21 protein-coding genes and 5 tRNA genes are annotated in these 19,150 nt (G+C 61.1%); 20 read left to right on the top strand and 6 right to left on the bottom strand.

The genetic code is table 11. From position 1 onward, the window contains the following. From IEX40_RS16875 to IEX40_RS16835, 9 genes are all read left to right on the top strand, one after another. Window positions 1-702, top strand: coding sequence for an ABC transporter ATP-binding protein (locus tag IEX40_RS16875; protein WP_188750405.1), 702 nt, complete (start codon window positions 1-3; stop codon window positions 700-702). Window positions 703-865: 163 nt separating this feature from the next. Further along, window positions 866-2,341, top strand: coding sequence for an MFS transporter (locus IEX40_RS16870; protein ID WP_188750403.1), 1,476 nt, complete (start codon window positions 866-868; stop codon window positions 2,339-2,341). Window positions 2,342-2,559: 218 nt separating this feature from the next. After that, window positions 2,560-2,856 (top strand): BufA1 family periplasmic bufferin-type metallophore, encoded by a 297-nt coding sequence (locus IEX40_RS16865; RefSeq protein ID WP_188750401.1) that lies wholly within the window; start codon window positions 2,560-2,562, stop codon window positions 2,854-2,856. 46 nt (window positions 2,857-2,902) lie between these two features. Beyond that, entirely contained in the window at window positions 2,903-3,877 is a 975-nt protein-coding gene (gene bufB, locus IEX40_RS16860; protein ID WP_188750399.1) for an MNIO family bufferin maturase, read from the top strand. After that, complete coding sequence (locus IEX40_RS16855; protein ID WP_229680806.1) at window positions 3,874-4,644, top strand: HvfC/BufC N-terminal domain-containing protein; 771 nt, start codon at window positions 3,874-3,876, stop codon at window positions 4,642-4,644. The genes bufB and IEX40_RS16855 overlap by 4 nt, the downstream gene beginning before the upstream one ends. Before the next feature lie 13 nt (window positions 4,645-4,657). After that, window positions 4,658-5,179, top strand: coding sequence for a DoxX family protein (locus IEX40_RS16850; protein ID WP_188750397.1), 522 nt, complete (start codon window positions 4,658-4,660; stop codon window positions 5,177-5,179). 121 nt (window positions 5,180-5,300) lie between these two features. Beyond that, complete coding sequence (locus IEX40_RS16845) at window positions 5,301-5,795, top strand: SixA phosphatase family protein (protein WP_188750395.1); 495 nt, start codon at window positions 5,301-5,303, stop codon at window positions 5,793-5,795. 80 nt (window positions 5,796-5,875) lie between these two features. Beyond that, entirely contained in the window at window positions 5,876-6,832 is a 957-nt protein-coding gene (locus tag IEX40_RS16840; RefSeq protein ID WP_188750392.1) for an AEC family transporter, read from the top strand. 35 nt (window positions 6,833-6,867) lie between these two features. Then, a complete protein-coding gene (locus IEX40_RS16835) occupies window positions 6,868-7,482 on the top strand; it encodes a hypothetical protein (RefSeq protein WP_188750390.1) in 615 nt (204 codons plus the stop codon). Window positions 7,483-7,506: 24 nt separating this feature from the next. Here the strand turns inward: IEX40_RS16835 and IEX40_RS16830 are convergent, their stop codons facing one another. The 6 genes from IEX40_RS16830 to hemA are packed head-to-tail and all read right to left on the bottom strand — an operon-like array spanning window position 7,507 to window position 12,444. Then, complete coding sequence (locus IEX40_RS16830) at window positions 7,507-7,995, bottom strand: DUF192 domain-containing protein (RefSeq protein WP_188750388.1); 489 nt, start codon at window positions 7,993-7,995, stop codon at window positions 7,507-7,509. 47 nt (window positions 7,996-8,042) lie between these two features. After that, window positions 8,043-8,450 carry a CoA-binding protein gene (locus tag IEX40_RS16825; protein ID WP_188750387.1) on the bottom strand — a complete coding sequence of 136 codons (408 nt, stop codon included), beginning with the start codon at window positions 8,448-8,450 and terminating at the stop codon, window positions 8,043-8,045. A 3-nt stretch (window positions 8,451-8,453) separates the two neighbouring features. Beyond that, a complete protein-coding gene (locus IEX40_RS16820) occupies window positions 8,454-9,209 on the bottom strand; it encodes a molybdopterin-synthase adenylyltransferase MoeB (protein WP_188750385.1) in 756 nt (251 codons plus the stop codon). 31 nt (window positions 9,210-9,240) lie between these two features. Continuing rightward, entirely contained in the window at window positions 9,241-10,083 is an 843-nt protein-coding gene (prmC, locus tag IEX40_RS16815; protein WP_188750383.1) for a peptide chain release factor N(5)-glutamine methyltransferase, read from the bottom strand. Continuing rightward, window positions 10,073-11,161, bottom strand: a complete 1,089-nt coding sequence (prfA, locus tag IEX40_RS16810) for a peptide chain release factor 1 (RefSeq protein WP_188750380.1) — start codon at window positions 11,159-11,161, stop codon at window positions 10,073-10,075. The genes prmC and prfA overlap by 11 nt, the downstream gene beginning before the upstream one ends. A gap of 11 nt (window positions 11,162-11,172) precedes the next feature. Continuing rightward, entirely contained in the window at window positions 11,173-12,444 is a 1,272-nt protein-coding gene (gene hemA / locus IEX40_RS16805; RefSeq protein WP_188750378.1) for a glutamyl-tRNA reductase, read from the bottom strand. 191 nt (window positions 12,445-12,635) lie between these two features. On the opposite strand from hemA, the gene IEX40_RS16800 reads away from it, so the two are divergent. The 11 genes from IEX40_RS16800 to IEX40_RS16750 all read left to right on the top strand — a co-directional run bounded on the left by IEX40_RS16800 (window position 12,636) and on the right by IEX40_RS16750 (window position 19,062). Next, window positions 12,636-14,357: a tetratricopeptide repeat protein gene (locus tag IEX40_RS16800; protein ID WP_188750376.1), complete on the top strand. Its 1,722-nt coding sequence runs from the start codon at window positions 12,636-12,638 to the stop codon at window positions 14,355-14,357. Next, the gene (lolB, locus tag IEX40_RS16795) at window positions 14,357-14,920 is read left to right on the top strand and encodes a lipoprotein insertase outer membrane protein LolB (RefSeq protein WP_188750373.1); all 564 of its coding nucleotides are present in this window, start codon (window positions 14,357-14,359) and stop codon (window positions 14,918-14,920) included. Before IEX40_RS16800 ends, lolB begins: the two co-directional genes overlap by 1 nt. A gap of 133 nt (window positions 14,921-15,053) precedes the next feature. Next, window positions 15,054-15,128, top strand: a tRNA-Gln gene (locus IEX40_RS16790). A gap of 75 nt (window positions 15,129-15,203) precedes the next feature. Further along, complete coding sequence (locus IEX40_RS16785) at window positions 15,204-16,145, top strand: ribose-phosphate pyrophosphokinase (RefSeq protein WP_188750371.1); 942 nt, start codon at window positions 15,204-15,206, stop codon at window positions 16,143-16,145. A gap of 129 nt (window positions 16,146-16,274) precedes the next feature. Further along, window positions 16,275-16,865: a 50S ribosomal protein L25/general stress protein Ctc gene (locus tag IEX40_RS16780; protein WP_188750369.1), complete on the top strand. Its 591-nt coding sequence runs from the start codon at window positions 16,275-16,277 to the stop codon at window positions 16,863-16,865. Window positions 16,866-16,887: 22 nt separating this feature from the next. After that, window positions 16,888-17,481, top strand: a complete 594-nt coding sequence (gene pth / locus IEX40_RS16775) for an aminoacyl-tRNA hydrolase (protein ID WP_188750367.1) — start codon at window positions 16,888-16,890, stop codon at window positions 17,479-17,481. Window positions 17,482-17,496: 15 nt separating this feature from the next. Next, entirely contained in the window at window positions 17,497-18,588 is a 1,092-nt protein-coding gene (gene ychF, locus IEX40_RS16770; RefSeq protein ID WP_188750365.1) for a redox-regulated ATPase YchF, read from the top strand. Between the two features lie 104 nt (window positions 18,589-18,692). Further along, window positions 18,693-18,769: transfer RNA gene (locus tag IEX40_RS16765), tRNA-Met, on the top strand. 22 nt (window positions 18,770-18,791) lie between these two features. Then, a tRNA-Gln gene (locus tag IEX40_RS16760) sits at window positions 18,792-18,866 on the top strand. Between the two features lie 23 nt (window positions 18,867-18,889). Beyond that, window positions 18,890-18,966 (top strand) — tRNA-Met (locus IEX40_RS16755). A gap of 21 nt (window positions 18,967-18,987) precedes the next feature. Next, window positions 18,988-19,062: transfer RNA gene (locus tag IEX40_RS16750), tRNA-Gln, on the top strand. Window positions 19,063-19,150 lie beyond the last annotated feature (88 nt).

Below are 19,150 nucleotides of genomic sequence, written 5' to 3'. Positions count from 1 at the left end.
ATGCTTGAACTCAAAAACGTCAATACGCATTACGGCCAGATTCAGGCCCTGCACGACGTCTCGATCAAGGTGAACAAGGGTGAGATCGTCACCCTGATCGGCGCCAACGGCGCCGGCAAGACCACCCTGATGATGACCGTGTGTGGCGACCCTCATGCCTCCTCCGGCGAGATTCTGTTCGAGGGCGAATCGATCCAGAGGATGTCCACCTCGCAGATCATGCGCAAGGGGTTGGCGGTGGTTCCTGAGGGCCGCCGCATCTTCTCCGGTCTCACCGTGGCCGAGAACCTGCACATGGGCGCCTACTTCAGCGACAAAGCGGCATATGAAGCCCAGCTTGATCACGTGCTCGGCCTCTTTCCGCGCCTGAAGGAGCGCTATCATCAGCGTGGCGGCACCATGTCCGGTGGCGAGCAGCAGATGTTGTCGATCGGCCGAGCGCTGATGAGCCACCCACGCCTGCTGCTGCTCGACGAACCCTCATTGGGTCTGGCTCCGATCATCATCCAGCAGATCTTCGAGATAATCGAACGGTTGCGCTCTGAGGGGGTCACCATCTTCCTGGTCGAACAGAACGCGAACCAGGCTTTGAAGATCGCCGACCGTGGCTACGTGCTGGAGAACGGGCGTGTCGTAATGAGCGACACGGGCGAAGCGCTTTTGACCCATGATGCGGTAAGGAAGGCCTATCTCGGCGGTTGATCCGGCACTCTCCATCACCCAACATGAAGAGCGATACCGGATTCGGTATCGCTCTTCTTTTTAACCGTAAACTTAGATTGCTAGACTTGATACTTTAGATGCGTGAACTGAACTCGGGCGCACCTGTTTCAACCCGATATTCCGGCACGGATGGAGCCTGACCGTGAGACTGATCATCATATCCCTATCAGCACTGTTTATAAGTCTGATGCTGATGAACGCGGGCAACGCGTTTCTGCTCACCTACCTCGGTATACGATTGGGTGCTGAGGGAGTACCACCGACCCAGGTCGGTTTCGTTATGGTGTGCTACGCCATCGGCTTCGTGGTCGGCTCCCACTGGTGCACTAACCTGGTCGCGAAAGTTGGTCATATCCGCACCTTCGCAGCGCTGACATCGCTTTCTGCGATGGCCTCGATCAGTTACCCACTGCTCGAATCTGTCTACTTTTGGGCGGTGTTGCGCTTCGTCGGCGGGATTACCGCCGCCGGCTTGTTCGTCATCATCGAAAGCTGGTTCAGCGCCGTCGCCACCAACAATAACCGCTCCACTCTGTTCGCGCTGTATCAGGTCGCGGCCTACGGCGCGTCGACTTCAGCTCAGCTCACGGTCGGTTATACCGACCCACTCAGCGCCGTCCCCTTTACCGGCGCTGGCCTGATCCTGCTGGCGGCGATCATCCCGCTATCGCTGTCGCGCATGCAGTCGCCGGTGATCGAACAGGGGCCGAAAATGTCGCTGCTATCGCTGTACCGCGAGGCGCCGCTCGGGCTCACTTGCGCCTTCACTTCCGGCATTCTGCTTGGCGCCTATTACTCAATGGTGCCGCTGTTCGGCAGCCTGACGGGGATGAGCGTGAAAGAGGTCTCCCAGTTGATGACCGCGTCGGTACTGATGGCGGTACTGCTGGCCTGGCCGGTTGGCTGGATCTGCGACCGCATCCAGCGCAGCAAAGTTCTCTTGACCGTACTGTTGTTCGCAACACTATTGAGCTGTGGTGTAGCGCTAACGGTGAAGATGGCGTTCCCGATTCGATTGACCCTGAGCGCCTTACTGCTGGGGTTGATGTCACTGATCTATTCCATGGGTGTGGCGTTAGCCAATGACCGTATCAGCAGCAGTGCCCGCGTCGCGGCCAGTTCCGCGTTGATGCTCAGTTACGGTATTGGCAGCATTATCGGTCCGGTTGCCGGCTCCATGGTGATGGAAGCCTTTACCCCCGCCACCATGTTCATAGGCTTCGCTATCCTGCTGGTCTCGTTGGCAAGCTATGTCCGCTATCGCCAGAACCGGATGCCGCCGCTGCCGGTGACCGCTCAGGAACACTATGTTGCCAGTATGCCGGAGAGCCAGCTGTCCAACGAATTCGACCCGCGCTATGAAGTGGAGAGCGAGAGCAGTATCGAGGATATCTTCCCCGATGAGTGGGTCGAGGCCTGGGGCGAGGATGGCAAGCGCGAGGAGGAACCTGAGCCCGCCGCCGTCAGCGCCAATATCGAGGTGGGCGGCGAGATGATCGGCATGGAGCAGCAGCCCTACCTCCAGCAGGAGGAGCAAGCCAGTCTCACAGAGATCGAGATCTCGCCACACCCCGATACAGGCGATGCCTCGTCACCTGCAGAGAAACCACAAAGCTAACCCTGCAGAAATTTACACAACGCCGCTGCCCTGTCAGCGGCGTTGTCATTTCAGCCTCGCTACATTTTTTTAAATTTATTTTTGTCGACCCTGTAAGGATCCTTCGCCGTCCCCGACTACTGCAGCAAGAAGGGATGGATGCAGCCACTCTTCTGACAGCTTTCACAAAAAAACAAAGGCCGCCAAGGCCCACGACATCACAATCTGGAGATAGAAAAATGGCTAAAACGACTACTACTGCTGCGGCTCTTGCACTGGCTCTGGGTACAGCCCTGAGCGTCGCCTCCCTGCCCGCATCTGCGGAGGAGACAAAAATGGAGAAGTGCTACGGCGTTGCGCTGAAAGGCCAGAACGATTGCAAGGCGGGTCCCGGCACTACCTGCGCAGGCACAGCCAAGAAGGACTACCAGGGCAATGCCTTCAAGGCTGTACCGGCTGGTACCTGCACGCAGATGGAATCGCCGACCTCTCCGACCGGTTACGGCCAGTTGGAAGAGTTCACCGAGGCGATGTAAGGCACAAGTCGCGGCGGTTCGGTTGTAATCAACAGGAGTTTCCGAGATGAAGACACAACAGGTTTCAGTGCCCGCTCCCTCGGTAGCCCCGACAGACCGAACCGCCGCGCACCACAGTCTCGCAGGCAGCCCCCGTAGCGGGGGCCTTCTCCATCGCGGAGATCTGCCACGTGCCGGCGGTATCGGGCTCAAGCCCGAACACTTCATTGATCTACTCGAGAGCCGCCCGGCGATCGGTTTCGTCGAGGTCCATGCCGAAAACTATATGGTGCCGGGTGGCCCCTATCATCACTACCTGAGCCAGGTTCACCAGCACTACGCGCTATCGGTCCACGGCGTCGGATTATCTATCGGTGGCGATGCGCCGCTGGATGAAGCACACCTTCAGCGCCTGGTTAGGCTGCTCGACCGCCATCAGCCCGAGCGCTTTTCCGAGCACCTGGCCTGGTCCAGCCATGGCGGCCGTTTTTTTAACGATCTGCTACCCCTGCCCTATACGGAAGCGCGGCTGCAGCGGGTCTGCGAGCATGTGGATCAGGTGCAACAGCGACTGAACCGACAGATTCTGCTGGAGAATCCGGCCACTTATATCCAGTTCACCGCCTCGTCAATTCCGGAAACGGAGTTCCTCTCCGAGGTGATTGCGCGCACCGGCTGCGGTCTGTTGCTGGACGTCAACAATGTCTATGTCAGCTGCATCAACCACGGCCTGAACAGCCACGACTATATTCGCGCCCTGCCCTGCGAACGGGTCGGCGAGATCCACCTGGCCGGCTTCAGCCGCGACCAGGATGCAGCCGGCGCACCGCTGCTCATCGACAGCCACGGCTCTGCCGTGGCCGAGGCGGTCTGGCAGCTGTATGAGTTCACACTGGAACTGACCGGCCCTGTCGCCACCCTGATCGAGCGCGACAACAACCTGCCGCCACTGCCGATTCTGCTGGCTGAGGCGCTACAGGCCCAGACACTGCTGGAAAAACGGATCGCAGCGAAACAACCGGTAACGGAGTCGCTGTCATGAGCCAATCCATCTACCCCGAAATGGACTTCCAGAAGGCCCTACTGGATCCCACTCAACCCGTACCCGAGGGGCTGAGCGCGTGGAACGGCTCCGACCCGACCGCACGTTTCGATGTTTACCGCAACAACGTCATTGTCTCCCTGATCGAAGCGTTGGAGAGTACCTTCAGCGTGGTCCAGAGTCTGGTTGGTGATACTTTCTTTCGTGCCATGGCGCGTGAATACCTGTTCCAGCGACTTCCCGACAATCCGGTGCTGAGCTACTTTGGCGGCGACTTTCCCGACTTCATCGCGCAGTTCGAGCCCGCCGCGTCGCTGCCTTACCTGGCCGACACCGCCCGCTTGGAGTGGTTCAGGGTCAGGGCCTACCACGCCGCGGATGCCGCCCCCCTGTCGACGCAAGCCCTGCAGCTGGCACTGGCACAGCCGGAGCGTCTGCCCTCGCTGTGCATCGCGCTGCATCCCTCGGCCCAGCTGCTGCGTTCGCGCTATGCCGTGGTCTCGCTCTGGGCAGCCCATCAGGGGCTGCTGCCACTGAGCCAGGTCGACCCGATGCAACCGGAACAGGCACTGGTTCTGCGCCCTGAACTGGAGGTCGAGGTGATCCCCCTCGACCCTGCAACGGCCCTGTTCACATCGGCACTGCAGCAGGGAGAGAAACTGGCAAGGGCGCTGGAAACCACGCTGTCCAGCCACCCCGAATTCGATCTTCACGCCGCGCTGGCCACACTGATCACGCGCCAGGCGCTGCTGTCACTTGAGTATTAAGGAGCTAACCGCCATGCAGAGTACTCCACTCCCAGCCGACAAAGCCGCCGACGGCGCGCTCGTACGCGGCATCAATGGGGTGATCTCGCTGTTCAGCCGGATACCGGAATCCCTACTCGCGTTGCTCGGGCGTTTTTCCATAGCGGCGGTGTTCTGGACCTCGGGACAGACCAAGATCGAGGGTTTTGCACTCAACATCGTCGACGGTCATTTTGAGCTGGGCTGGCCCCGTTTCGCCGGCTCCACCCTGTACCTGTTCCGTGAGGAGTATGCCCTGCCGCTGCTGCCGGTGGAGCTAGCCGCGACGCTTGCAACCCTTGCCGAGCACCTGTTCCCGGTGCTGCTGCTGTTCGGCCTGGCAACGCGTTTTTCGGCTTTGGCACTGCTGATCATGACCCTGGTGATCCAGATCTTCGTCTACCCCGGCGCGTATCCGACCCACGGTGTCTGGGCCACAGTGCTGCTGTACCTGATGATCCGCGGGCCGGGAAAAGCCTCGATCGACCATTGGCTGCAACGCCGCTTCGCCCACTAACTGATTCGGGTCGCCTCTGCCACTAAACGAATTCCCGGCTGCGGCAGAATTGCCTTTCCCTCGGAGGGGAACAATACTGCAAGGAACATCCCGCAAAAAACCAGCAGGGAATTCGACCACGATGAAGCAGCTAACCCTGATCCGTCACGCCAAATCCAGCTGGGACAATCCCGGGTTAGACGATTTCGACCGGCCGCTCAATGCACGCGGTATGCGCGACCTGCCGCTGATGGCTGCCAGGGTCAAGGAGATGGGGCTGATTCCTCAGCGTTTGCTGTACAGCAGCGCCACCCGCACCGCCGTCACCGCCAGAACCCTGGCGCAGACACTGGAACTCGATGAAGGCACCTGCATCGCGATCCCCGAGATGTACGAGGCCTGCTGGGAAACGCTACTCAACCTGCTACAGGGCCAACCGGACCATCTCGACAGCATCATGCTGGTGGGCCACAACCCGGGGATGGCCGATCTCGGCGGTTACCTGAGTGGACAGTCGCTGCACCATTTCCCTACGTCGGCGGTACACCAGCTGATGCTCAATGTACTGGGCTGGAGCGAACTGGCGGAAAGTTGTGGCAGCACGCAGATATTCGATTATCCCAAACTGCATACCTGAGCGTTTCCGATAGTGCTCTGCGCTTAGCCAGACTTTTCCGATAAAATTGGCGCTTTCACTCAGCCGCACCTGAGGCGCCCGTGCATCTCTACCTGCAAACCCTGCTGTTCACCGGCAATATTGTCGCTCCGATCTTTTTCATCCTGTTTCTCGGTTTTTTTCTGCTGCGCCTGCGCGTGATCAACGAGAATTTCGTCAACACTGCCTCTCGCCTGGTGTTTACGCTGACACTGCCGGCCCTGGTGTTCCTGGCCATTGCACGGATGGATTTCCACGCCATGTTCAACCCGGATCTGCTGGGTTACGTGCTGTTCACAACACTGATCACCTTTGCCCTGATCTGGTGGCTGGGCAGCCGCTGGATCAGCCGGCCTGAAGATCTGGCCGCCTTTATCCAGGGCGCATTTCGCAGCAACTACGGCATTATCGGCCTGGCAGTATCCTATAATCTGTTCGGCCAATCCGGACTGGCCCAGGCCTCGCTGCTGTTGGCCCTGATCATTCCGCTCTATAACGTACTGGCGATCCTGTGCCTGACCCTGCCACTGAAACGGGCGGACGGACTGAAACCGGGGCGCATCGCACTGGAGGTGGTGCGCAACCCGCTGATCCTGGCCGTGGTACTGGCCCTACCCTTCTCCTACTTCAATATAGGGCTGCCGACGTTGATCGCACGCACCGGCGACTACTTCGCCGACCTGACCCTGCCCCTGGCGCTGCTGGCGATCGGTGGCTCGCTGAATCTGAAGAGCCTGCGCGACAGCTCCGGCACCGCGTTCTGGGCCACCCTGATCAAGCTGGTGCTGCTGCCCGCACTACTCACCCCGCTGGCCTGGCTGGTTGGCTTCCGCGGCGAGGAGCTGGTCATCCTGATGGTGCTGTTTGCCAGCCCGACGGCAGCGGCCAGCTTCGTGATGGCCAAGGCGATGGGCGCCAACGCGGAGCTATCGGCCAACGTGATCCTGACCACAACCCTCGGTTCCGTTGTTACCCTCAGTTGTGCCATCTACCTGGTCAAGCTGCTGGGTGTCATTTAAATTGAAGCCTGACAACCAGCTCCGGAAGCGAAGCCATGCTGAAGATTTTTCGCGATGCACGTACCGCCAAACTGGTCACCGCGCTGAACAGCGGTGACCGCGACATGCTGGCCAAGCTGGCCGGCAAGGTAGATAGCGAACAGCTAGGCACACCGCTGAGCGAGGGTCTGAACGCGGCAGAGCTGGCCCTTCAGGCCGGCCAACCGGATGCGCTGGCCTGGGTACTGGAACGTACCGAGCTGGCCGGTGGCCAGGGCGTGGATGGCAGGCCCTACACGTTGATCGCGCTGCGCCATGCCGATCAGAGTCTGGGGCTGCTGAACACTCTGCTGCAGGCCGGAGCCGATGCCAACGCTCGCTTCGAAGGTCGTTCGCTGTTGCACTGGTGCTTCGATAGCGTCAAGTCGGAGCAGCTGATGCTGCACCTGAGCCGCCTGGTACAGCATGGAGCCGAGCTGAGTACCGGGGCGGAGCTGGTCACCCTGGCGCTACTCAGGGACGATCAGGCCACGGTGCATTTCCTGATCCACTCCGGCGCCCCTCTGCCGGAACAGATCGACCAGATCGAGTGCAGCGAGGCTATGCGCTGTTACGCCAAGCGTTGCGTCGAGGACAAGAGAATCAGGGAGATGATGCTGGGCCACCGCTAACCGGCAGCGAGACCGGCATTAGCCTTAGCGCTCTGCCACTATATCCTGCAGAGGCGTTAGGTCCATCCGGTCGCCGACCCTGACCCCCTGGCGTTCGAAGGCACCCCGATTCACCTCCAGGCCATACATGGCCGGATAGCGACTGGGTACCAACTCCAGGCTGTAAGGCTGCATCGGCAGAATCTGGCGGATAACGCCTCGACGGTCGATATAGGCGAGAGACAGCGCCGTCGGCGTTTCCTTCATCCAGAACATCCGGGGCTGCTCATCCGGAAACACGAACAGCATCGCCATCCCGTCGTTCAGATCGGTGCGCCCCATCAGCCCCCGCTGCCTGGCCTCGGGCGTGGCGACGATCTCGGTGCGAAAGCTGGCGGGGCCGACCTGCAGCGTCCGCACCGTCCCGCGCTGAGCGCTGCACGCCACCGAAACGGCGCAGAACAGCAGAATCAACACAACCCGATAGCGGCCGTGCCAAAAAGCCAGTGCCGCGCATCGCCTACCCAAGCGCATTGCAGCCCCCATCGACATAGCGGTGTTTTGATTGCCAGATCGAGCGCTCAGCGACGTCCCCAATCGATCGCCGGACAGCGATCCATGACCACATCAAGCCCGGCCTCACGCGCACGCTCAGCGGCCGCTTCATTGATCACACCGAGCTGCATCCAGACCGCCTTGGCGCCGACGGCAATCGCGTCGTCGACCACGTCTCCTGCCGCCTCAGAGTTGCGGAAGATATCGACCATATCGATCGGCACCTTGATGTCGGAAAGGCGGGCCACCGCCAGCTGGCCATGCAGGCTCTGCCCGGCAAGTTTCGGATTGACCGGTATGACGATATAGCCGTGGCGCAGCAGAAACTCCATCACCCGGTAGCTGGCCCGGTGGGGCTTGTTGCTGGCACCCACCAGCGCGATCAGTTTGACCTCGCGCTCAAGTCGTTCGATCAGAGCCTGTTCGTTTGCCATCCTCTACTCCTCCTCGGCTGCACATACCGGACAGTTTGGATCGCGCCGCAGCTTCAACATACGCCACTCCATACGCTTACCATCGAGCAGCAGCAAGCGCCCGACCAGCGGCTCGCCAATGCCGGCCAGCAGTTTCAGCGCTTCCGCGGCCTGCATGGTACCGATAATACCGACCAGCGGCGCGAATACGCCGGATTCGGAACAGCTTAGCTGTTCATCCTCGCCTTCGCGATAGAGGCACTGGTAGCAGGGCGCGCCGTCGACCCGGGGATCGAAAACGCTGATCTGGCCATCGAAGCGGATCGCCGCGCCGGACACCAGCGGCGTTTTGGCTGCTACACAGGCGCGGTTGAGGGCAAAGCGGGTGGAAAAGTTATCGGAGCAGTCGAGCACCAGGTCCGCAGCCGCGACCTGCTCAGCGAGCGCCTCGCCCTCCAATCGACAGGCCAGAGTATCGACGCGGATATCCGGATTCAATGCTAGTAAGGCTTGGCGGGCGGATTCCACCTTGGCCTCTCCGACCCGCTCCGAGGTGTGCACGATCTGGCGCTGCAGGTTGGTCAGATCCACCTCATCGTCATCGACCAGCACCAGATGACCGACGCCGGCCGAGGCGAGATAGATCGCCGCCGGGCTGCCCAGGCCACCGAGGCCGATAATCAGCACCCGGCTGTTGAGCCAGGCCTCCTGGCCGTCGACATCCACCTCCGGCAGCATGATCTGGCGGCTGTATCGCAGTAACTGCTGATCCGATAACACCTTGCTTTCCTTCTCTATCAGGCCTTCTCTATCAGGGTCGGCGGCCAAGCGTGACGCGCTCGTGGCCACCCAGGTCGTTCAGGGTTTCTACCTCAGCATAACCCAGGCCCGTCAGCAGCGCCCGCACCGGTTCGCCTTGGGCGTAACCGTGCTCGAACAGCAACCAGCCGCCGGGTTTGAGGTAGGCGAGCGCCTCTTCGGCAATATGGCGGATATCGGCCAGCCCGGACGCTGCGGCCACCAACGCCGAACGCGGCTCGAAGCGCACGTCGCCCTGCGCCAGGTGGGGATCGGCCGCATCGATATAGGGCGGGTTGGACAGGATCATATCGAACTGACCGCTGAGCGGCTCGCACCAGCTGCCGGTCAGCACCTCCACGTTATCCAGCCCCAGACGATCGCGGTTACGCGCTGCCAGTGCGGCCGCCGCGGCGACGCGGTCGGTGGCCACCACCTGCCAGTGTGGACGTTCGCTGGCCAGTGCGAGTGCAATGGCGCCGGTGCCGGTACCAAGATCGGCCACCCGGTAGGGAGCGTCGGCCAAACGTGCCAGCGCCGCTTCGACCAGGGTTTCGGTATCCGGGCGCGGGATCAGTGTATCGGGTGTGACCTCCAGACTCAGGGTCCAGAAGTCGCGCACGCCGGTCAGGTGCGCCACCGGTTCGCCCGCGATACGGCGCTGAAGCAGGGCGAGAAATTGCGCCTGCTGGTCGGGGTCGAGTTCGCGCTCAGGCCAGGTAAACAGGTAGCTGCGCGCCTTGCCCAGCACATGACAGAGCAACAGCTCGGCATCCAGACGCGCCGTGTCGCTGTCGATCCGCTCGGCACCCAGTGCCAGTGCCGCCTGGATGCTGAGCGGTGTATCAGTCGGCATCGGACAGGGCACCGAGCTGCTCGGCCTGATGCTCGTGAAGCAGCGGCTCGATAACGGCATCCAGATCGCCCTGCATCACTTCACCCAGCTTATACAGGGTCAGGTTGATGCGGTGATCGGTGACCCGCCCCTGGGGGAAGTTATAGGTGCGGATGCGCTCGGAACGGTCGCCGGAACCCACCAGGCTCTTGCGGGTACTGGCCTGCTGCGCCTGCTGCCGGTCGGTTTCCGCCTGCTGCAGACGGGAGGCCAGCAACCCCATCGCCTTGGCGCGGTTCTTGTGCTGGGAGCGCTCCTCCTGACACTCGACCACGACCCCGGTCGGGATATGGGTGATGCGGATCGCCGAGTCGGTCTTGTTGATGTGCTGACCGCCGGCGCCCGAGGCGCGGAAGGTATCGATACGCAGATCCGCCTTGTTGATCTCGATCGCCGCCGACTCGTCCAGCTCCGGCATCACCGCCACGGTGCAGGCGGAGGTATGGATACGGCCCTGGGATTCGGTCTCCGGCACCCGCTGTACGCGGTGGGCACCGGATTCGAACTTCAGCCGCGAATAGACCGCCTCGCCCGCCACGCGGGTGATGATCTCCTTGTAGCCGCCGTGCTCACCCTCGTTGGCACTGATCACCTCGATCCGCCAGCCGCGTTCTTCTGCGTAGCGGGAGTACATACGGAACAGGTCGCCGGAGAAGATTGCCGCCTCGTCACCACCGGTCCCGGCGCGGATCTCGAGAAACACGTTGCGGCCGTCGTTGGGATCCTTCGGCAGCAGCAGGATCTGCAGCTCGCCCTCCAGCGCTTCGATGCGTTCCTTGGCGGAATCGATCTCCTCCCGCGCCATTTCGCGCAGATCGGGATCGCTATCCTCAAGCATCGCCTTGGCCTCGGCCAGATCCTCCTGCGCCTGGCGCCAGTCGCCAAACGCCTTCACCACCGGCTCCAGTTCGGCGTACTCCCGTGAGTAATCGCGGAAACGGTTCTGGTCGGAGATCACCTCGGGTTCGCTAAGCAGCGCGGACAGCTCCTCATAGCGGTCACTCAGCTTCTCGAGCTTGGTCTGAATCGAGTCTTTCATGGCAGTGCCTGTCAGTTGGAGCGTTCGGCGGGGGTAGAGAGTTGGTAGAGCTCATGCACTAGCGCCGCCAGTTCGGTACGGCCATCGGCCGACGCCTTGCGCAACTGGACCGTGGGCTGGTGCAACATCTTGTTGGTAATGCCGCGGGCGAGCTGGCGCAGCACCTGCTCCGCATCACGCCCCTGGGCCAGCAGGCGCAGTGCCTTGTCCAGTTCGGCATCGCAGATCGCCTGGCCCTGCTCGCGCAGCGCGGTCAGGGTATCCACCGCCTCAAGCTCGCGCAGCTGACCGAGGAAGGCGTGGGCACCGGCTTCGATCATCGCCTCGGCATCGGCCGCGGCGGACTCGCGCGAGCGCTGGTTCTCCTCGATCACCTCGGTCAGGTCATCGACGGTATACAGGTAGACGTCGTCCAGTTCCGCCACCTGCGGCTCGATATCGCGCGGCACGGCGATATCGACCATGAACATGGGCCGGTGTTTGCGCTTTTTCAGCGCCGTCTCCACCGCCCCCTTGCCCAGGATCGGCAACTGGCTGGCGGTGGATGAGATCAGGATATCCGCCTTGGGCAGACGCGCCGGCATCTCCGCCAGCTCGATCGCCTCGCCGCCGACCTCATCGGCCAGCGTCTGTGCCCGTGCCAGGGTACGATTGGCCACGGTGATCGAGCGTACACCCGCCTGTTTCAGGTGCCGGGCCACCAGTTCAATGGTTTCACCGGCGCCGATCAGCAGTGCATGACTTTCGCCCAGGTCGGCGAAGATGTGCTGTGCCAGACTCACCGCGGCATAGGCCACGGAAACCGGGTTCTGGCCGATAGCGGTTTCAGTGCGCACCTGCTTGGCGATAGAAAAGGTGTGGCGGAACAGTCGCCCCAGCTCGGCCCCGATCATGCCCGCATCCTGCGACACACTGAAGGCGCTCTTCAGCTGCCCCAGAATCTGCGGCTCACCCAGCACCAGAGAATCCAGGCCGCAGGCGACCCGCATCATATGGCGCACCGCCTCTTCGTCACGGTAGATATAGCAGCACTTGGCCAGCTCATTCGGATCCAGGCCATGGTAACGGCCGATCCATTCCAGCACTTGCCGGGTATCGGTCAGCTCGGTGGCACAGTAAAGCTCGGTACGGTTACAGGTGGAGAGAATCGCAACCTCTTGCAGCCGTGCCTGTTCACGGGCGTCGGACATCGCTTCGCCGATCCGCTCGGGTGCAAACGCGACGCGCTCACGCACCTCGACCGACGCGGTCTTATGATTGATCCCCAATGCCAGCAACGCCATAGATTAAGCTTCGCACTACCCAGATGAGACAAGCGCGACATCATACACCTTTACGCTCGCTGGATTAAGAAGCTGTGCATGCAACCCTTGCCGGGGATCAACCCACCCGCGCAGACTCCCACAGGCGTTCCGATGACAAACCCGGCACGCTTCATCTATAGTGGCTTTTTGTCTCCAGGATCAGAGCAAAGATGAGAATACCCGGGTTCGCCATCCTGTTCGGCGCCCTGCTGCTAGGCGGCTGTGCCGGTCAGGCTTCGCAAGGACCAGATTCAGCGGCCCTGTCAACGCCGCCGGCAACGCCTCAGGCTCCGGTGCAGTATCAACCGGGGGAACTCAACCAGGAATCGGTTTATGAGCTGTTGGCTGCTGAGATCGCGGGCCAGCGGCGGCAGTTCGATCAGGCGCTGGGCTACTACCTGCATCAGGCACGGATGAACCATGATCCGGCCATCGCCGAACGCGCCACACGCATCGCCCAGTTTCTGCGCAACGCCAAGGCGGTGGTAGAAGCCGCCGGCATCTGGGCGGAGATCGAACCCGCCAACCCCGAACCCAAGCATATCCTGGCCAATATCCTGATCAGCGAACGGCGATTCGACGAGGCGCTGCCGATACTGGAGCAGATTCTTGACGACGGCAGTGCCGAAGCGGTGCTGATGATCGGTGCCCACAGCAATCAGATGCCGGTGGATACGGCCCGCCTGTACGAACGACTGCTGGCCAGGTACAGCGAGCAGGATCCAGAACGGCTGGAGGTGCTGCTGACCCGGGCACTGCTCAAGCGACGGATGGATGACGACCAGGGTGCTCTGAAACTGATCGACCAGGGCCTGGCGGTGGAGCCGGGTCAGACCGACCTGCTACAACAGAAGGTTGAGATTCTGCGCAAACAAGGCGATTCGGACCAGGCCCTGCAGCTGGTGCGCCAGGCGCTCAAAAGCAACCCCGACACCAAGCCGCTGAAGATCCAGTACGTTCAATTGCAGATAGACTCTGCCCCCAAACGCGCGTTGAAGGCTATGTTGGAGCTGGCCGACGCCTACCCCGAAGATGACCAGCTGCACTACTACTTCGCCTTGTTGGCGCTCGACCACAAACAGTATGACGCCAGCCGGCAACTGCTGAACACGCTGCTGCTGAGAAACCCGAACAACGCCAACCTGCATTTCTATCTCGGCATTGTCGAAGAGGACGCGGGAGAACCTGAAGTCGCGCTGTCTCACTATCTCAGGGTGACCGAGGGCCCAAATCTGCAGCAGGCCTACAACCGGGCGCTTAGCCTGCTGGAGCATCCCGAGCAGGAAGCACGGGTGCGCAAGATCATCGCCCAGGGGATCGACGATCACCCGGAGCTTGGTATCGAACTGACGTTGATGCTGGCGGACTGGCTGCATAACCAGGACCAGCGCGACGAGGCATTGAACCTGCTTGAACAGGCGTTGGCCAAGCACCCGAAGAATGTGGGCCTGCTTTACAGCCACGCACTGATGATCGAACCCGAGGACCCGCAGCGGATGCTCAGCGAGCTGGAGACGGCGCTCAGACTGGAGCCGGACAACGGCATGCTGCTCAATGCCCTAGGGTATTCACTGACCCTGTACAGCGACGACTACAGCCGGGCCCACACCCTGATTTCCCAGGCGCTGGAGCAGCATCCGGACGACGCGGCGGTACTCGACTCCATGGGCTGGGTACTGTACAAGCTCGGTCGGCTGCCGGAGGCGCTCAACTTCCTGCGCCGCGCACACAATGCCTTCGACGATCCCGAGGTCGCCAGCCACCTTATCGAGGTGCTCTGGGCCAGCGGCGAAACCGAGGAAGCGCTGGAGCTGCTGCGCAGCAGCCTGCAGAGCGCGCCGGATGACGAACGCCTGCGCGCCGTCGCCGACAAGCTCGGAGTCGATGGCTGATGCGTTGGCTCACGCTCGCGGCGGCGCTTCTGCTCAGCGCCTGCAGCACCCTGCAACCACCGCCGCCTGCGCCTGTCGGTCAGCTACAGGGCAGCCTGGGACCCAACTGGCTGTTCGAGGGCAAGGCCGGCATTCGCCAGGGGCCGCACGCCGACAGCGCCAGTATCGACTGGCGCCAGCAGGGCGAAGAATTCGAGATTCGCCTCAGCGGACCACTGGGCCAGGGCGGCATGCTGATCGATGGCGGCCCCGAAGGCGTCCATATGCAGGTTGCCGGCGAGGCGGAGACATACCGCGCGGCGACCCCGGAAGGGGTGATGCAGCAAGCATTGGGCTGGCACCTGCCGGTCAGCCAGGCACGTTTTTGGGTGCAGGGACGTCCCGATCCTCACTACCCGTTCAAGCCTCTGGGGGAGGCCGAAGGCTTCGAGCAACTGGGCTGGCGTATCGAGGTCCAGCGACTGACCCAGGTCGGCGATCTGCTGGTGCTCCCGGCCCGGGTAGAGTTCAGCTATGACGACCTGCGCATCCGCCTGATAATCCGCGACTGGCAACGTTTATGAGCAAGCACCCTGCCCCTTTATCCACCTTCAGCCATGAATAATCCGGGTAATTCCATGCCGGGGGTTGATTTTCGAGGCCTGTTTATCGAAAATACGCGCCTTCTTGGATTGGTGGCTCGCCACCCATGGATACAGGGGTATCGCCAAGCGGTAAGGCACTGGATTCTGATTCCAGCATGCGCAGGTTCGAATCCTGCTACCCCTGCCAAAATAAGTATCGATGACTGACTCCCTTTCAGCGACCTCATCCGCAAACCCTGATGCAATCGAGAAGGTACTCGCCGTGTCTAAAATGATGGTTTTCACCGGCAATGCTAACCCTGCACTGGCTCAGAAAGTGGTTGAGCGGCTGGATATCCCGATGGGGAAGGCAAACGTTACCCGCTTCAGCGACGGTGAAGTCAGCGTCGAAATCCAGGAGAACGTGCGCGGCAAGGATGTGTTCATCATCCAGTCCACCTGTGCACCGACCAATGACAACCTGATGGAACTGATCGTATTCGCCGATGCGATGCGCCGCGCCTCCGCCACCCGTATTACCGCGGTCATCCCCTACTTCGGCTATGCCCGCCAGGATCGCCGCCCGCGTTCTGCTCGTGTACCGATCAGCGCCAAGGTCGTCGCCAGCATGATCTCCAACGTCGGCATCGACCGCGTACTGACCGTCGATCTGCACGCCGACCAGATTCAGGGTTTCTTCGATATCCCGGTGGACAACGTTTACGGCTCACCGGTACTGCTCGACGACATCATGGACCAGGGTTACGACGACCCCATCGTGGTATCCCCTGACGTGGGCGGCGTAGTCCGTGCCCGCGCCGTGGCCAAGCAGCTCGACTGCGACCTGGCGATCATCGACAAGCGTCGCGAACGCGCCAACGAAGCCCAGGTCATGAACATCATCGGTGATGTCGCCGGACGCACCTGCATCCTGGTCGACGACATGTGCGACACCGCCGGCACCCTGTGCAAGGCCGCCAAAGCACTGAAGGACAAGGGCGCCGCCCGCGTGATCTCCTACGTCACCCACCCGGTGCTGTCGGGACCTGCGATCAGCAACATCAGCAACTCCGAACTGGACGAGCTGGTGGTTGCCGATACCATTCCGCTGTCCGAAGCGGCACAGAAGTGTGAAAAGATCCGCCAGTTGACCCTGGCACCGATGCTGGCAGAAGCGGTGCGCCGCGTCTGCAACGAAGAATCGATCAGCGCGATGTTCCGATAAACGGAAAACGCGCCGAACGCGCCGGGCAGAAACAGATCTGACCGGCAACACGCCCCGTAAGGGATATGAAATGCTGCACACTCCTGGTCGCGGGGGTCTGCAGCTTTTGAACTATATAAGGTAACTACAATGAGTACTTTCGTAATCAACGCCGAAGCCCGTAACGATCAGGGGAAAGGTGCGAGCCGCCGCCTGCGTCGTGAAGGCAAAGTGCCGGGTATCGTCTACGGTAGCGAAACCCCGGTTGCTATCGCCATCTCCGCAAATGAGCTGGCCAAGGCTCTGCAGGACGAGACTTTCTACTCCTCCAAGCTGACCCTGACCCTGGATGGCAAGGAAACTTCCGTGTTCATCAAGGATCTGCAGCGCCACCCGGCCAAGCCGGTCGTTCTGCACGCTGACTTCCAGCGTTTGGACGAAAGCAAGAAGATCAAGATCCAGGTACCGCTGAAGTTCGTGAACTTCGAGAAGTCCGCTGCATCCAAGGCATCTGCCAAGTTTGCCGCTGAAACCGCCACCGTCGAGATCCTCTGCCTGCCGAAGGACCTGCCGGAAGCGCTGGAAGTCGATCTGTCCAAGATCGAAATGGGCCAGATTGCTCACCTGTCCGATATCAGCCTGCCGGAAGGTGTTGAGGTTGTTGCACTGCGTCGCGGCGAAGACCACGACCAGGGCGTTGGCTACTGCTACGCTCCGCGTGGCGCCAAAGCCGGCAAGTAATAGCTGCCGCTAAGGCACTGGCATGCAGGATCGGATACAGCTGATCGTCGGCCTCGGCAACCCCGGGGCCCAATACGAGCACACCCGCCATAATGCCGGCGCCGAGCTGGTGGAGCAGCTTGCTGCCCACCAGCACACCACCCTGCAGACCGATAAACGTTATCACGGTCTGTACGGCAAGATTCTGATTGAAGGCCAGCCGGTCCACCTGCTGATACCGACCACCTTCATGAACCTGAGCGGCCAGTCCGTTGCCGCGCTCGCCAACTTTTTCAAGATCCCGGCCACTGCCATTCTTGTGGCACATGACGAGCTCGATATAGCCCCCGGCACAGCGCGCCTGAAACAGGGCGGCGGTCATGGCGGACATAACGGCCTGCGCAGTATCATCAGCCAGCTCGGCAACAACCGCGACTTCTACCGTCTGCGTCTTGGTATCGGCCACCCGGGGCATGCCAGCCAGGTGTCCAACTTCGTGCTGAGCAAAGCTTCGCCGAAGGAGCGCGAACTGACCCAGGCGGCAATCGATGAAGCGCTCCGCCAGCTACCGCTGGCGATCAAGGGTGACTGGCCACGCGCCATGAACCACCTGCACAGTTTTAACGCCTCCAGTTAAACAGGATTTTTCATCATGGGATTCAAATGCGGCATCGTCGGCCTGCCCAACGTCGGTAAGTCCACCCTGTTCAATGCACTGACCAAATCGGGCATCGCGGCGGAGAACTTCCCGTTCTGCACCATCGAGCCCAACTCGGGCATCGTACCGATGCCGGACCCGCGCCTCGATGCCCTGGCCGAGATCGTCAAGCCCGAGCGCGTGCTACCCACCACCATGGAGTTCGTCGATATCGCTGGGCTTGTCGCCGGTGCATCCAAGGGTGAAGGGCTGGGCAACAAGTTCCTCGCCAACATCCGCGAAACCGATGCTATCGCTCACGTGGTCCGTTGCTTTGAGGATGACAACGTCATCCACGTCGCCAACCGCATCCACCCGATCGAGGATATCGAAACCATCAACCTCGAACTGGCACTGGCGGACCTGGAGTCCTGCGAGAAGCAGCTGCAGCGCGTACAGCGCACCGCCAAGGGCGGCGACAAGGACGCGATCGCGGCCAAGAACCTGCTGGAGAAGCTGATCCCTCGCCTGTCTGAGGGCCTGCCCGTACGCGGCATGGAGCTGGACGACGCCGAACAGAAACTGGTGCGCAGCTTCCATCTGCTGACCACCAAGCCGACAATGTACATCGCCAACGTGGCCGAAGACGGCTTCGAGAACAACCCCTGGCTGGACAAGGTCAGAGAATTCGCCGCCGGAGAAGACGCCAGCGTGGTACCGGTGTGCAACAAGCTGGAAGCCGAGATTGCCGAGCTTGAGGATGACGAGAAATCGATGTTCCTCGACGAGATGGGCATGGAGGAGCCGGGCCTGGACCGCGTCATCCGCGCCGGATACGCCCTGCTTGGACTGCAGACCTATTTCACCGCCGGCGTCAAAGAGGTGCGCGCCTGGACGGTGAAGATTGGTGCGACAGCCCCCCAGGCGGCGGGCGTGATCCATTCCGATTTCGAGAAAGGCTTCATCCGCGCCGAAGTGATCGCCTACGACGATTTCATCGCGAACAAGGGTGAACAGGGCGCCAAGGACGCCGGCAAATGGCGCCTGGAGGGCAAGGAGTACATCGTCAAGGACGGTGACGTGGTGCACTTCCGCTTCAACGTCTAATCTCACCACGCTCGGATAAGCCCGCCTTCCGGCGGGCTTTATTTTTCCCCTCAAGCTGTTGACAGCAAAAGGCAAACAGAGAATAATGCGCGCCTCTGAAGCGTGGCAATATAGCTCAGTTGGTTAGAGCAACGCATTCATAATGCGTGGGTCGCAGGTTCGAGTCCCGCTATTGCCACCATTTTCCCGCATCGGGAAGTTGTAGGGGTATCGCCAAGCGGTAAGGCAACGGGTTTTGATCCCGTCATGCGCAGGTTCGAATCCTGCTACCCCTGCCATCACATTCAGAGATTCAAAATGTGGCAATATAGCTCAGTTGGTTAGAGCAACGCATTCATAATGCGTGGGTCGCAGGTTCGAGTCCCGCTATTGCCACCATTTCCCACAGCGGAACGCTTCAGGGGTATCGCCAAGCGGTAAGGCACTGGATTCTGATTCCAGTATGCGTAGGTTCGAATCCTACTACCCCTGCCAATTCTCAATATAAGCAGCTCACTTCATCCTGACAGCGGGTTTATGTCGGGTTAGTATGTACGCCAGGATTGAGAAGGAGCGGAGTCAG

The sequence above is a fragment of the Marinobacterium zhoushanense genome, from assembly GCF_014641945.1.
Taxonomy (GTDB): domain Bacteria; phylum Pseudomonadota; class Gammaproteobacteria; order Pseudomonadales; family Balneatricaceae; genus Marinobacterium_D; species Marinobacterium_D zhoushanense.
Note: the sequence above shows the minus strand (reverse complement) of the source record. Positions and strands in the feature narration are given on the sequence as shown.

What these genes read in the sequence shown, in the direction of transcription:
- IEX40_RS16875 (WP_188750405.1), top strand. Translation starts at nt 1, where the DNA reads ATGCTTGAACTCAAAAACGTCAATACGCATTACGGCCAGATTCAGGCC.
- IEX40_RS16865 (WP_188750401.1), top strand. Translation starts at nt 2,560, where the DNA reads ATGGCTAAAACGACTACTACTGCTGCGGCTCTTGCACTGGCTCTGGGT.
- bufB (WP_188750399.1), top strand. Translation starts at nt 2,903, where the DNA reads ATGAAGACACAACAGGTTTCAGTGCCCGCTCCCTCGGTAGCCCCGACA.
- IEX40_RS16855 (WP_229680806.1), top strand. Translation starts at nt 3,874, where the DNA reads ATGAGCCAATCCATCTACCCCGAAATGGACTTCCAGAAGGCCCTACTG.
- IEX40_RS16850 (WP_188750397.1), top strand. Translation starts at nt 4,658, where the DNA reads ATGCAGAGTACTCCACTCCCAGCCGACAAAGCCGCCGACGGCGCGCTC.
- IEX40_RS16845 (WP_188750395.1), top strand. Translation starts at nt 5,301, where the DNA reads ATGAAGCAGCTAACCCTGATCCGTCACGCCAAATCCAGCTGGGACAAT.
- IEX40_RS16835 (WP_188750390.1), top strand. Translation starts at nt 6,868, where the DNA reads ATGCTGAAGATTTTTCGCGATGCACGTACCGCCAAACTGGTCACCGCG.
- IEX40_RS16830 (WP_188750388.1), bottom strand. Translation starts at nt 7,995, where the DNA reads ATGCGCTTGGGTAGGCGATGCGCGGCACTGGCTTTTTGGCACGGCCGC.
- IEX40_RS16825 (WP_188750387.1), bottom strand. Translation starts at nt 8,450, where the DNA reads ATGGCAAACGAACAGGCTCTGATCGAACGACTTGAGCGCGAGGTCAAA.
- prmC (WP_188750383.1), bottom strand. Translation starts at nt 10,083, where the DNA reads ATGCCGACTGATACACCGCTCAGCATCCAGGCGGCACTGGCACTGGGT.
- prfA (WP_188750380.1), bottom strand. Translation starts at nt 11,161, where the DNA reads ATGAAAGACTCGATTCAGACCAAGCTCGAGAAGCTGAGTGACCGCTAT.
- hemA (WP_188750378.1), bottom strand. Translation starts at nt 12,444, where the DNA reads ATGGCGTTGCTGGCATTGGGGATCAATCATAAGACCGCGTCGGTCGAG.
- IEX40_RS16800 (WP_188750376.1), top strand. Translation starts at nt 12,636, where the DNA reads ATGAGAATACCCGGGTTCGCCATCCTGTTCGGCGCCCTGCTGCTAGGC.
- lolB (WP_188750373.1), top strand. Translation starts at nt 14,357, where the DNA reads ATGCGTTGGCTCACGCTCGCGGCGGCGCTTCTGCTCAGCGCCTGCAGC.
- IEX40_RS16780 (WP_188750369.1), top strand. Translation starts at nt 16,275, where the DNA reads ATGAGTACTTTCGTAATCAACGCCGAAGCCCGTAACGATCAGGGGAAA.
- pth (WP_188750367.1), top strand. Translation starts at nt 16,888, where the DNA reads ATGCAGGATCGGATACAGCTGATCGTCGGCCTCGGCAACCCCGGGGCC.
- ychF (WP_188750365.1), top strand. Translation starts at nt 17,497, where the DNA reads ATGGGATTCAAATGCGGCATCGTCGGCCTGCCCAACGTCGGTAAGTCC.